Genomic DNA, 13468 nt, shown 5'->3' with positions numbered 1-13468 from the left:
AATGTATGCAAAATATTTTCACACCAAAGAATTAGCTTTGTCTTACAACCAAATAGCTCAACTATGCCCTTATATACCCGCAGCTTTGCAGTGTTTTTACTGCTTTACCTTTCACTTACCGCATTAAACCTAAAACTTCAGGCGCAAACAACACTATTGGCCGAGAAACATGCTTTGCAACTGTGGGATACGAAGCCTGCAAAGGACTGGATGACTCAAGCTTATCCGATTGGAAATGGAAGAATCGGCGGGATGATCTTTGGCGGTATTGAAACGGAACACATACAGTTCAATGAAAACACCTTGTGGACGGGTGATGAGTCCGATCGCGGAATGTATCAGGCATTCGGAAATATTTTCATAGACTTCATCAATCAAGAAAAGCATGCTGGTGTCAGCGCCTACACCCGTACGTTATCTCTGGCGCAGGCCTTACATCAGGTGCAATACACACAAGACAACATCATCTACAACAGAGCTTACTTTGCCAGCTTTCCGGATAAGGTGATGGTATTTAAGTTTTCGGCAAGCAAAAAAGGTGCATACTCCGCCACGGTCAGACTCAAGGATGAACATGGCAGCACCGCAACGATCTCAGGCCAGACCATAAGCTTCTCAGGAAGCCTCAACAATGGCATGAAGTACCAGGCTTCTGCCTTGGTGCAGCTGGAAGGTGGAACGGGCAGCGTTGTTACAGACGCAAATGGAGGTTCCGCTTTCAAAATCAGCAATGCAGATGGTTTTACCTTAATATTCACCGCATCAACAGATTTCAGCAATAAACGGGAGCTGAACTGGAAAGGCGAAAGTCCCCAGGAAAAAAACCAGAAAGTGCTTACTTCAGCAGCAAAGAAAAGCTATAAATCACTACTGGACGCACACTTAAAGGACCATCAGAATCTTTTTGGCCGCATGTCAATCAACCTTGGCAGCAATCCGGAAGCAAGTAAGCTACCCACAGCAGAGCGGGTTTTGCGCTTCAACAAAACAACAGATCCCGAACTTGAAACTTTGTTATTCCAGTATGGCAGGTATTTGCTGATCGCTTCTTCCCGAGCCGGTGGGCTGCCAGCCAATCTGCAAGGCTTATGGAACAACAGCAATACGCCGCCTTGGGGAAGCGACTACCATTCTAACATCAACATTCAGATGAACTATTGGTTGGCAGAGCCGACCAATCTGGCCGAATGCCACATCCCCTACCTGGATTACATCAACAGCATCCGGGAAGTTAAAAAGATGCATACGCAAAAGCAGTACCCTGGTGTTCGGGGCTGGACCGTCCGCACCGAAGGTAATCCCTTCGGCGGCGAAAGTTTTCTGTGGAATACCCCCGGGAGTGCATGGTTTGCCCAGGCCCTCTGGGAACATTATGCTTTTAATAAGGATGAAAAGTACCTGCGGGAATTCGCCTACCCGATCATGAAAGAGGTTGTAAACTTCTGGGACGATCATTTGAAGCGTCGCGATGATGGAAGCCTGGTCGCGCCAATGGGCTGGTCGCCAGAACATGGCCCAACCGAAGATGGCATATCACATGATCAGCAAATCATCTGGGATTTATTCACGAACTTCCTGGAAGCCGCAACGGTGTTGAAAATTGATCAGGATTATGCCAAACATGTAAGTGAATTGAAGGACCGTTTACTTCCACCAAAGATTGGAAAGTGGGGCCAGTTGCAGGAATGGGAAACAGACCGTGATGATCCCAAGGATCAGCATCGCCATGTGTCACATCTTTTCGCCTTGCATCCAGGCAGACAAATCAACAAAACAGAAACCCCTGCCCTGGCGGATGCGGCAAAAGTGAGCTTACTAGCACGTGGTGACGCGTCCACAGGCTGGTCAATGGCATGGAAGATGAACTTCTGGGCAAGGCTACATGATGGTGATCATGCCCATAAAATCATGCAGAACTTTATCACCCCTGCCGGCGTAGCTGGTCTTAACTATAATGATGGTGGCGGTATTTACAGCAACCTGCTTTGTGCGCACCCACCCTTTCAGATTGATGGTAACCTTGGCTATACGGCCGGCATTGCCGAAATGCTGGTGCAAAGTCAGACCGGCGCAATCGAAATACTGCCCGCCCTGCCTTCCAGATGGCGCAACGGATCGGTCAAAGGCATCCGTGCAAGGGGCAATTTTGAAATCAGTGACCTGAGCTGGGAAAATGGCGCCATCACGGCCTTAAGCATAAAGTCACTTTCTGGGGGCAGCTGCATCTTAAACACCCAAACATCGTTAAAGGGGAAGTTTGACAACCTAAAGGCACGCCGTGTAGGTGAACATATCGAATATCGTTTCGAAACAAAACTAGATAAAACCTATCACTTCGTTGCCCAGTAAGAAAACAACGCATTATTAGCGTCGATCTTTGATGGCTTTGAAAAAGGCTTCTTTAAATGACTCGCCGATTGGTATGAGCTGCCCATTTACAAACAAACTATTGCCATCAACCGTACTGATCTTCCCAAATGGAACGATGTAGGATTTATGGACCCGGATGAATTCTTGTGCGGGTAGTTGCGTTTCAAACTCGCGCAGGCTTTGATACGTAATCAGCCGCTGCGAGCTGGTGTATACAGATATGTAGTTTTTCAGCCCTTCGATATAAAGAATATCCTTTAAATCTACTTTAATGAACTTGTTTTTACTGTCTCCCTTGATGAAGAGGTAATCTGAAACAGCAGGTTGTACCGGGGTAACGGTGGGCTCCTGAGGCTGAACCATGGGTTGAACCTGAAATAGCGGCATCGCTTTCATGATGCTTCGGTAAAACCGCTCATACGGGATTGGCTTAAGTAAGTAGTCCACCACATCATGTTCAAAGCCGTCCAGCGCATACTGCTCGTAAGCGGTGGTTAAAATCACCTTACAGTTCCGACCACAAATTTTCAGAAACTGGATCCCACTTAACTCCGGCATTTGGATGTCAAGGAAAACCAGATCCACCTTGCCCGACTGTACCAGCTGAATGGCTTCAAAAGGGTCTGTAGTGGTACCTGCAAGTTCAAGGGAAGGCGTTTTGTTTATGTAACCCGCAATGATTTCTGTCGCGTAAGCTTCATCATCAACGGCAAGGCATCGTATCATATGCTGTTCTATATTAACTTAGTTCAATGATTAATCTGGTTGCATAATGATACGCATTATGCTCAACATCCAATTCATGCTGTTCCGGATAAATCAGATCCAGGCGGCGCTGAATGTTGACCAGACCAATGCCGCTGGAGTGATCTTTATGCCCAGGATTGATCATGTTTTCAACACTAAATTCCAGATGCCGGCCAATAACCTTAATGCTGATTTTCACGGGATGTTCCGGGTCATTCACAACACCATGCTTAAAAGCATTTTCGACAAAAGGGATCAACAGCAAAGCGGCAATCTTCTGTGCATTTACACTCTGCTTATCCAGCTCGACATAGAATGCAGGTTCAAACCGCATACGGAACAATGCAATGTAACTCTCCAGGTATTCTATTTCCCGACTTAATAAGACCTGCCCGTCGGGACTGTCCTGCAGCGTATAGCGCATTAGGTCTGATAACTTCAAAACCGCGTCTGCCAGCTTTTCAGAAATGGGAATGGCAAGTGCATACATATAGTTGAGCGTATTATAGAGGAAATGTGGATTAATCTGCGACTTCAAAAAAGCGAGTTCCGCTTTTTTTGCCTCTTCCTGCAGCAAACGGTTGTTCTGTTCCGTTCTAAAAGCGTTAACCACTCCCCAGGCTGCACCTGCAACAACAATGTAGGATGTGCCGTAATAGACATTATCCAGAATGTAGTGCTGCATCGTCGTATCATCGGAGTAATTATGGATACCAAAGAATGTGCGGTAAAGCACCTCTTCTATGAGGTAGCGACAGGCTACAAATACAAAGAAGGCAACCAGAATGCCGCCGATAAGTTGCGGCACTTTGCCCCGCTTTAAAAACCTTGGATAAACCCACAAGTAGCACACGTAGAATTCAATGATGTGAACCAAAGACATGGACATGCCAAAGGAAACATCATAAAAGGTGAAATTGTCTTTAAGCAAGTAACTACCGTAACCATAAAGCAGTAAAACTGTCCAGCAGACGATGTGAATGGTTACAATGCTTACTTTTTTCATGTACTAAAACTATTAAAAGATCAGAAATATTCCACCTTTCTTATCCCAAAGGGTCATAAAACGATATCAAACCCCTAGATGGAACCCGGAAGCCGTTTCTGGGAATAAAGCGGTGTTGGGATAATCTTCCGGGCGGTAGGGATTATAAACTTCAAACCTGCATGGGTCGACTCCATATTTGAGGAACAATAAAACAGATATGGAAAAGAATATGAAAATCTTACTAATGCTGCTCAGCCTGCTGCTGGGTAAAGGCGCTTTCGCGCAAACGATCGAAATTTTGGTTTTAGGTTCGGATCACGAGAACAAACCCGGCGCGGAGGACTACGCCATGGTTACCCAGAAGTTGGCGCAATTTAAACCCGATATGGTGTTGGGCGAATACCTCTCGCCTGCCGACTATGAAGCGCTGGAGCCTGGAACCTGGGCTTATCAAGGCATGAAAAAGTCGAAAGATTATGTTGCCAGAACCTACAAGACGATCCCAAAGAACCTGGACAAGAAAATAAAAGATGCAGAACGTGCCCTGAACAAATCTCCCTACGACCATAAACGGAGAATCGATCTCGCAGCCTGGTACGTGATGCAAAGTGATCGTGCAAACGCAGATTATCAGATCTACCTAATCGAACATGAGATGAAAAAACATTTCAAGGCTGCTGAAATGACCTATTATACGGAGCGATTCGGTACGTCGGATAGCCTGAAGAAAGTACGACTTTACCGGCCGCTTAGTGAGTACACGAACATCTACTTTCCGTTGCTGGCAACGTTGAAGCGTCCGAAAATCTATCCCATGGATTGCCAGAAGTACGATCGGCCATGGTCTGTAGCCTGGGCCAAAACAGACTCAGCATACAAGGAACTAACCCGAAAAGCAAAGGCAGACAGCAATTCTGCAGAAGCAAAAACCTATCGGGCGATTATCACCGCTTCAAACTTTACCGCAGATGATAAAAAGCGCATGACAAAATCTCCATACTACAATATGGCGCATCCGCGGTATGCTGAACTAATTGATGTGTGGAACTTCTATGGAGGCAGCGCCTTCTACGGCTGGGCTGGTTTTCCAGATCAGCATGTAAAGGATATGTATAAACAATGGACGCTCCGGAATGAAGGCATGTGCGAAAATGTACGCAGACAGGCTAAAGCAATTGGTGCCAGACGAGTTGTGGTAGCTGTTGGTGCAGGACACAGGGGAATCATGGAAAAAATACTGGCCAGAGACCCCAATGTAAAGATTGTGAGTTATATGGATTTGAAGTAATTTGCAGATTACGTAAATTCGGCAATGTGGATGTGAAGAAGTTTAATTCCCGGAAAAGCTTCATGGTGCCTATTCTTATTAGCTTCATGATCATCCTTGCAGTAATAGGTTCAGGGGATCAATTTTACATCGGTCTCCTTATACCTTTTCCAATCATGCTTTACCTGGTCTGGATGTGGTTCGACACGTACTATGTTATTGTTGGCGATAAATTAACCTACAAGTCAGCCTTGTTCAAAGGTACAATTGATATCAATACAATCAGGGAGATCAACACCGGAAAAACATTATACGCGGGGCTAAAACCTTCGCTCGCCGGTAATGGTCTTGTTATCAAGTACAACAAATGGGACGACATCTACCTTTCACCTACGGATTCAAAACAGTTTGTAGAAGTACTCAAAAGCATCAATCCGCAAATCAAAGTTCAGCAATAAGTAATCTCTATCGAGATCACTTATTGAGTTCCTGAAAGAATGCTTTGACGCCTATAATAAAGAAATACAAGAATAAGATTATTGCTAAGTAGATACCTAAAATAATAATCTCACTACCGCCAGGAGAAAAATAAACGTAAGTGGACATTGCGCGTTAATTTAGTACTACAATATACAAAATACCACAACATAAAACAATGGTGGTGAATACTATAGGCTTGCTTCTTTCGCAGAAGACTGTTTCAGATATCTTGCAAGGATAAACATCAGCACACATGAACTCGAAACCAGTACAAGATACCCGTAACTCAGGTTCTGCTGATCTTTCGCAGGGAAAATATCTATGATTTTATAGCTCAGAAAGGAAACAAGGATGTACACGATACCGCCGGTTAAACCACCTGAAATGCCTGCATTCTTCGGAAATCTGGTTAAGCAATACGCAAAGTAGTTGTTATACGTGTAGCCTGCACCGACATGGATCAGGAATGCAAAAAACAACAAAGTATAGAGATTTACCAGGTATCCAAGACTTACAATCATCAGTATCGTAAAGGTGAGTTGCAATGCAATATTCACGATCATCTTTTTAAGCAAAGGACCTTTGATGGTGGCTTTACCAATGAAACCACCAACCATCCAGGCAAAGCCAAGTATTAGCGAACAATAACCAGTAACAATCGGGCTCATCTCAAATTCATGTTCAATTATGAATGGTCCCGACATGTTGTAGACCATAACCATCGAATATGCAAGGCCCAGCATCACAATACCCAGCGTGAAGCTTGGCGTGCGAATCATCTCTCCATAAATCTTAACAATCTGCCTGATCCGAAATTCCGTCGGGTGATGAATAGTTTCGCCGCTGAACAGCAGCTCCAGTATGAAAATGACGATCGCAAATCCAGCCAGGAAGTAGAAGTTAGACTCCCAGCCGAAAAGGTCTTGAAGGTAGCCACCAAGAAAAGGTGCGATGATGGGACCAGCAGACCACACGATGGTAAATATGCTGAGGTAGCTCTTTAGCTTGTCGCCCGAATACACGTCCACAAAATACGCCCGTTTCGCAACGACAACGCTTGCGACCGTAATCCCTTGTACCACACGCATAAGGTAGATGAGGTAAATGTTACCTGTAGAAGCGATGATAAAGCATGAAGCAATGAATAAAATCATTGCGCCAAGGCTGATGTTATATCGGCCGAAGCTGTCTACAATGCTGCCAATGAACAACTGCCCCACACCGTAGCTGATCAGGAAGAAGCTAAGTGTAAGCTGAACCTGCAAACTGCTGATGTTTAAAGCGGCGCCCATAGATGGCATGGACGGGATGTATATATCCGTGGCAAAGCCTGAAAGTGGTAACAGGGCGAAGGCAAGAATGGTTGAGATGCCTTGGTGACATTTTGCAAGGCGCTTGTTCGAAAGTATATTCATGCTGTTAACGAAAAAAGCCTTCCGGATAGGAAGGCTTTTTGAGCGAAAGACGAGATTCGAACTCGCGACCCCGACCTTGGCAAGGTCGTGCTCTACCAACTGAGCTACTTTCGCATGATGTTGAACATCTCCGATGTTCCGGTCTTAAAGTGACCATAAAAAAAGCCGTCAATTCTAACAGCTTTTTTGTACTCAGAGCGGGAATCGAACCCGCACGACTTTTAAGGTCACAGGATTTTAAGTCCTGCGTGTCTACCAGTTCCACCATCTGAGCAGGCTATTAACCTTCTAAATAAATGCCTCCTGGTAGGAAGACATTTAGAGCGAAAGACGAGATTCGAACTCGCGACCCCGACCTTGGCAAGGTCGTGCTCTACCAACTGAGCTACTTTCGCATTATTTAAAACATCTCCGATGTTTTTCCAATTCAGGCGCCGCAACTTGTTGTGCTTCGTTCCGTTTGGGATTGCAAATATAGTGACAAAACCTTTGCTGACAAGTTTTTTCTAAAATAAATTGGAAGTTTATTGTAAGTTATTGTCTTTCAGGACAGATAAAATCACATCACTTTCAAAGCCCTTCCCCATCAGGTAAGTCACAAGCTTATGCTTCCTTTTATAGGGTTCCTTTTCGGTGATTGTTCTTAATTTTTTCTCCGCAGCATCCTGTATCACCTTTAGATAATCGTCGTAATCAATGCTGTTCAGCGCTTTGGCAATCATCCGATCTGGAACCTTCCGCAGCTTCAGGCCCTGCTTGATCTTAATCTTACCCCACTTTTTGATGTTGAACTTGCCAGACACATAGGCCATCGCAAAGCGCTCTTCATTCAGGAAGTTGGTTGTGATGAGCTCAGAAATGATATTTTCGACATCTGCCGAGTGTAAACCCCATTCATAAAGTTTATTTCGGATTTCCTGTTGCGCACGCTCCTGATAGGCACAATAGTGTTCTGCCTTCATCAGCGCCGCTTTCTTGTCCAGTATGATGGGTTTCTTTGCTTCCAATTTGCTGATAATAAAAAAGCCATTAAATCTTCATTCAATGGCTTTCAGTTCATTTTATCCGATAAGATTATCTTGATCTTCTTGCTTTTGTTCCTGCAAACTCAATTGTGGTAGCAAAAAGAATAAGGCCAATACCAAAAACGATAAAGCCTCCATAAACTAAGCCAGCGGCTGCATTCAGGCTACTTGCCGAATCAAATATGCTGCGGTGATTTGAAGCCGTGAAAATAAATCCACCTGCGATTATCAATAATCCTAAGACTGTAATGCCTAATCCTAATGTTTTTTTCATCTATTTAAAATTTTCTCTGGTTGATGAAGCGATCTCTACTTGGTGCTACAAAGGGCAAATATATAAATTTTCGTCGGCCATGAAAACCATTGTTCCTTATAAATTACATAAACAATTGCCATTCCATTTTAGCGATCCTCACGCCTGCATTGATGCTTCAGCTGCGGGCTGCCGAGGTATCAAACGCACAGCAAACCCAGACCAAACCCAGACCAAGCGCACACGAAACGCACAATTTGAGTGTGCTACCTGTGTGTTTGGTCTGCGCTAAAACTATCCTTGACCAACCCCTGCTATATGGTAGCAGTTAATTTTTCTCACGTAAGCTGAAATAATGTGAAAGTTTTGTATTTTAAAGGAAAATTAATGCTCCAAATGGCAAGATATAAAGATGGCGTAACCGGTGCCTTCTCCGGTAAGATAGGTCCAGTAGTAGGTTCAAGCTGGAACGGTGTCCCTTATATGAAGAGTAAGGGAAATGCACGTACAAGCGTGGCTGGCGGTGCTGAACTCGCCAATCAGGAAAAGTTTTCGGCTGCGCACGCCTGGCTTAAACCACTCCTTCCGCTACTCCGTATTGGCTTCCACGGCTATTCGAAAACTGCATATGGCTTCAATGCCGCTAAATCTTATACGCTTAAGCACGCTATGGAACAGGGACAAGTCCGTCCAGAACTGGTAAAGATCAGTGCCGGTGACCTGATTTCTGCGCCTGACTTAACGGTCAGCACCACGGCCGGCCTGGGGCTTCGTTTTAACTGGTCATCGGTTTATCTTGCCGGTACGGACGGGAAAGATCAGCTCATGGCGCTAGCCTACCATCCAGAAGATGCAACGGCAGTATATGTGTTGCATGGCGCCTTTAGAGACACTGGGGAACAACTACTTAGCCTACCGCCCGAACTTACTCGCAAAACAATCCACATTTACGCAGCATTTGTTGCTGCCGACCGTAGTCGCCAATCGGAAAGTACCTATTTTGGTCCGATAACTGTAGGCTAAAACCTTGTATGCTATCGAAGGAACATCAGACCCTACTCCAGGCCGCTCCCCAGCCCCAAATTGTTGTGGACACTGATGCGCCAAATTTTTCAGTAACATGGCTAAACCCTGCGGCGCTGCTTCTTGCCAATTTAGCTTCAGACCAACTGCTGGAAAGGTCCGTCTTTGACCTTTTTTGCAGCATCACTGGCTCTGCGCATTGCCTGGACAATAGCGAAATTCGGTTGGCATTTCAACATTCACTGGATCATAAGCGTGCCCAGCAAATCGATGTTCATCGTTACACCAAATCAGATCCGGAAGCTGGAAGATTGCAAAGTTCAGTTTGGCACGTTATCATTTATCCGGTTTGTGATGCACAGGGGGATATCATGTTTTTGGTGGTCAATTTACAGCCTGATGCAAGTCAACACGTGGCATCCAGAATTCTGGAAAGTATCACCGATGGCTTTTACGCTGTTGACCGGGACTGGACCGTCACTTACTGGAACAAAGGGGCTGAACGGATTTTGCAGCGTTCCCGTGAATCCATCATCGGGGTGAATTTGTGGAAAGCATATCCAATTGGGGAACATGAAGCGCTTTATACCGTTTACCAGAAAGTCTTAAAAGAAAAAGTCTCCACACATATAGAACTATTTTATACGCCCTTGGACAAGTGGATGGAGATTTCCATTTTCCCTTCAGAACGTGGACTTTCCGTCTACTTCAAAGACGTTAATGACCGAAAAATTTCTGATGAAAAGCTTATGGAGGCCAAAAAGCAGTATGAGGATCTTTTTGATTTAAGTCCATTACCGCAATGGGTGTATGACCTCAAAACCTTCATTATTATAGATATCAATCGAGCGGCAATACAACATTATGGGTACAGCAAAGAAGAGTTCTTAAGCATGAGCATCAGAGATCTTAAGCCTCCTGAGGAAGTACCGATTCTGGAAGAGGTGGTAAAGATTGCGGTAAGCAGTGGCTCCTTTCCAAAGACGGCTGGCAGGCACATCACAAAATCCGGTGCCCTGATCAATGTGCAGGTAGAGGGCAATTCTATCATGTTTGAAGGTCGGCCTTGTATGCTGGTCCTTGCTGTTGATGTAACAGAGACGACAAAAGCACGACAGGATTTACAAGCCAGTGAAAAGAAGTTCAGAGCTCTGGTTCAGGATGGTTCCGACTTGCAAACCATCCTGACGCCCGAAGGTTATTTCATTTATGTCAATCTGACGACAACAAGAATTCTAGAAATGCCTGAAGATAGAATTGTCGGCAAGTTTGGGTTCGACTTTGTTCATGAAGAAGACCGTGCGCGGGTTATGAACGACTTCTTCACTTTGGATGTGAAGAGAACACAGGACATTGCACCTTACCGGTTTATTAACGGACATGGCACATATGTATGGCTCGAAACCATAATTACGAATAGAACAGATGATCCAGCGGTGCAAGGCATCGTTGCAAATTCGAGAGATGTAACCAGTCGCATGGCGATTGCGCAGCAGATGGAGAAAAACATTGATCGATTTAACATTGTCTCACAAGCGACCAGCGATGCCATTTGGGACCTAGACGTTTCCACAGGTATCGTGATTTGGAATGATGTCGCGAAGACCGTTTTCGGTTTTACAGTAACCACCCATGATACCGAATGGTGGGGAAATCACGTTCATCCTGATGATTTATCCTGGGTTACGGCGGCGGAAGATCAGGTGGTGAATAATAAAGGGAGGCGTCTGGTACTTGAATATCGATTCAGATGTGAAGACGGTCGATACAAGCATATTCTGGATCGATCATTCATGTTGTATGATGCACAAGGGCAGCTTAAACGCGTGATTGGCTCGATGCAGGATATGACGGACCGGGTTAAATATCTTCAGCATGTTGAAGCACAGAACGAACATCTAAAAAATATTGCCTGGACACAGTCACACGTTGTCAGGGCGCCCTTATCCAGAATTATGGGCATCGCAGATCTGTTGCAATACTCGCTTAGTCCAGATGACCCGAATGCAGAACTTATCCAACACCTCTCCAGCTCCGCTACGGAGCTTGATGACGTCATCCGGGATCTGGTGAAGAAAACTGAAGACATTTACAAGCAGAAAGACAATTCTTAGTGTCCGCCTTATCCCCCAGGCCATTCAAACATGACCAAGTTATTTCTTGTGCATGTTAAACGCAAATTGGAGCTTGAAGCAGTAGATCAGCATTAATTGTGGTGTGACAAAACAATCTTGATCTGAAAACGGTATCTTTAAGAAGAAACGCTCTCAAAACAATTAACGCTCACATGAAATTAAAGAAACGACTGGTTAAGTTTTCCAGGAGGCTTACGCAACCTTTGAAATACTATCGTCATACACAAAGAAATCCCAGGCAGCATGCGGATCATGCAGTGGCCGAAGTTAATCTAGGCTGGTTCTTACTTGACAAAGACTGGGGCCGCTACTCCTTCATCATCTGCCAGATTCTAAAATTTAGTGGTTTCAAAGTAGTAGTTAAACTGGATTATCAGTATTTCTATTCGTTGATGCCCTATAAGCGAATGCTTTTAGCGCAAGATTATAGGATGGTGAGAAACAGCACTGCAAAACCCGGATCTATTGAATTATATGGGACGGGAAAAAAGAAGAAAACCATCAAACTGCTTTATGGTTACTCCCTTTTCACTAAGAAAATAGATGCCTACTATCTACCATACACCCTCCATCCGAGATTTTACCAGAACATCGATGATAACACTAATTTCAAGGCATTTAGGGAAGCGGACCGCACCGTTCGCATAATTTTTGCTGGAAATTTTGAACGTTCAGCCTATTCAAGACCAATCTTGAAGGAAGATTTCAAAGGTACAATCACACGTGTTGAAGTATTAGACCACATTAGAAATAACCATTCAAGAGATACCCGCATTCTATATTCTCCCACAAAAGAACACCTTTACAATCTTTTGGAAACCAAATCTACCGCTAATAATTTTCTGGTCATAGAAGTCAAAACTCCAGAAAAAGACTGGTTGCGTATATTAAGCAGCGGAGACTTCTATCTTTGTCTACCGGGCGGTGCCATGCCACTCTCGCATAATGCTTTTGAGGCTATGGCAGTAGGTACAATCCCAATCCTTCAATATAACCACCTGTTTTATCCAGCGCTGAAACACCTCGAAAATTGCATTGCGTACAGCAGCTATGACACCCTTGACCAGGCAATTGAATTGGCCTTAAACATGAAGGAGGAGACACTTCAGTTGATGAAACAAGCGGTGCTTAGCTATTACGACGAGTATCTAGCGACCGAACAAACCATCAGAAGGATACAAGACTTTGCGCATTCGGAAAAAGAAACAATGACAATTGCGCTCCCCTTCTTAAATGAAAGGTTATAGGGGTGGCACAAGGCGTTCGGCTAAACTTCTTTTAAAACCAGCTTAGAATCCAGGCACTTAGTTCAATCAAGCCATAAATAAGCAGTCCCAGGATGAGCACGAGTATGATCAGTGCAATGATAATCGTGTTTTTCCCGCTACCCTGATGTTTTCCCTGTACGAAGTACTCCTGCATCAGCTTCAGATTGCGCGTGTTGGATTTAAAATAGAAGTCAAATATGTTGCCGATTACCGGAATCGGGCCGATGATGGAATCCACCAGGATGTTGATGGACATCAAAGCAACCAACTTGCTGCTGGCGCCATTACGGGCAACGGCCAACAGCATTCCGGCAGAGATCAGAAATCCCGTAAAGTCACCTAAAACGGGAAATAGATTAATGATTGGATCTATACCAAAACGGAACCTGGTGCCTGGCAATCTGAACTGCTCATCCATTAAATAGGAAACAGATTTTATCCAGCCTGTACCAGGCTTGTGCGGAATGCCGCTTTGATAAGGATTTTGAGCCATGGCT

13 protein-coding genes and 3 tRNA genes are annotated in these 13468 nt (G+C 44.6%); 7 read left to right on the top strand and 9 right to left on the bottom strand.

Annotated elements, in window-relative coordinates:
* Positions 1-63: 63 nt before the first annotated feature.
* Positions 64-2349: a glycoside hydrolase family 95 protein gene (locus IEW69_RS02170; RefSeq protein ID WP_188625173.1), complete on the top strand. Its 2286-nt coding sequence runs from the start codon at positions 64-66 to the stop codon at positions 2347-2349.
* 15 nt (positions 2350-2364) lie between these two features.
* On the opposite strand, the gene IEW69_RS02165 is transcribed toward IEW69_RS02170, so the two are convergent.
* Positions 2365-3096 (bottom strand): LytR/AlgR family response regulator transcription factor, encoded by a 732-nt coding sequence (locus IEW69_RS02165; RefSeq protein WP_188625172.1) that lies wholly within the window; start codon positions 3094-3096, stop codon positions 2365-2367.
* A gap of 13 nt (positions 3097-3109) precedes the next feature.
* Positions 3110-4123: a sensor histidine kinase gene (locus IEW69_RS02160; RefSeq protein WP_188625171.1), complete on the bottom strand. Its 1014-nt coding sequence runs from the start codon at positions 4121-4123 to the stop codon at positions 3110-3112.
* A gap of 211 nt (positions 4124-4334) precedes the next feature.
* Between IEW69_RS02160 and IEW69_RS02155 the strand changes: the two genes are divergently transcribed.
* Positions 4335-5393: a DUF5694 domain-containing protein gene (locus IEW69_RS02155; RefSeq protein ID WP_188625170.1), complete on the top strand. Its 1059-nt coding sequence runs from the start codon at positions 4335-4337 to the stop codon at positions 5391-5393.
* 32 nt (positions 5394-5425) lie between these two features.
* The gene (locus IEW69_RS02150; RefSeq protein WP_188625169.1) at positions 5426-5830 is read left to right on the top strand and encodes a PH domain-containing protein; all 405 of its coding nucleotides are present in this window, start codon (positions 5426-5428) and stop codon (positions 5828-5830) included.
* Positions 5831-6040: 210 nt separating this feature from the next.
* Here IEW69_RS02150 and IEW69_RS02145 read toward each other — a convergent pair whose 3' ends face one another.
* From IEW69_RS02145 to IEW69_RS02120, 6 genes are all read right to left on the bottom strand, one after another.
* Positions 6041-7267: an MFS transporter gene (locus tag IEW69_RS02145; RefSeq protein WP_188625168.1), complete on the bottom strand. Its 1227-nt coding sequence runs from the start codon at positions 7265-7267 to the stop codon at positions 6041-6043.
* A 41-nt stretch (positions 7268-7308) separates the two neighbouring features.
* Positions 7309-7381: transfer RNA gene (locus IEW69_RS02140), tRNA-Gly, on the bottom strand.
* Positions 7382-7456: 75 nt separating this feature from the next.
* Positions 7457-7541, bottom strand: a tRNA-Leu gene (locus IEW69_RS02135).
* Between the two features lie 48 nt (positions 7542-7589).
* Positions 7590-7662 (bottom strand) — tRNA-Gly (locus IEW69_RS02130).
* 129 nt (positions 7663-7791) lie between these two features.
* Entirely contained in the window at positions 7792-8274 is a 483-nt protein-coding gene (locus IEW69_RS02125) for a regulatory protein RecX (RefSeq protein WP_229663484.1), read from the bottom strand.
* A gap of 67 nt (positions 8275-8341) precedes the next feature.
* Complete coding sequence (locus tag IEW69_RS02120; RefSeq protein ID WP_188625167.1) at positions 8342-8566, bottom strand: hypothetical protein; 225 nt, start codon at positions 8564-8566, stop codon at positions 8342-8344.
* Positions 8567-8645: 79 nt separating this feature from the next.
* On the opposite strand from IEW69_RS02120, the gene IEW69_RS02115 reads away from it, so the two are divergent.
* From IEW69_RS02115 to IEW69_RS02100, 4 genes are all read left to right on the top strand, one after another.
* Complete coding sequence (locus tag IEW69_RS02115; RefSeq protein WP_188625166.1) at positions 8646-8837, top strand: hypothetical protein; 192 nt, start codon at positions 8646-8648, stop codon at positions 8835-8837.
* A gap of 104 nt (positions 8838-8941) precedes the next feature.
* Positions 8942-9568, top strand: a complete 627-nt coding sequence (locus IEW69_RS02110; RefSeq protein ID WP_188625165.1) for a DUF6266 family protein — start codon at positions 8942-8944, stop codon at positions 9566-9568.
* A gap of 8 nt (positions 9569-9576) precedes the next feature.
* Positions 9577-11682, top strand: coding sequence for a PAS domain S-box protein (locus IEW69_RS02105; protein ID WP_188625164.1), 2106 nt, complete (start codon positions 9577-9579; stop codon positions 11680-11682).
* A 173-nt stretch (positions 11683-11855) separates the two neighbouring features.
* Positions 11856-12950: a hypothetical protein gene (locus tag IEW69_RS02100; protein ID WP_188625163.1), complete on the top strand. Its 1095-nt coding sequence runs from the start codon at positions 11856-11858 to the stop codon at positions 12948-12950.
* A gap of 31 nt (positions 12951-12981) precedes the next feature.
* Here the strand turns inward: IEW69_RS02100 and IEW69_RS02095 are convergent, their stop codons facing one another.
* On the bottom strand, positions 12982-13464 hold the full coding sequence (locus tag IEW69_RS02095) for a DUF4112 domain-containing protein (protein WP_188625162.1): 483 nt from the start codon (positions 13462-13464) through the stop codon (positions 12982-12984).
* Positions 13465-13468 lie beyond the last annotated feature (4 nt).

The organism is Pedobacter quisquiliarum (genome assembly GCF_014642175.1).
GTDB lineage: Bacteria > Bacteroidota > Bacteroidia > Sphingobacteriales > Sphingobacteriaceae > Pedobacter > Pedobacter quisquiliarum.
This window is presented reverse-complemented; position numbering and strand designations above follow the sequence as displayed.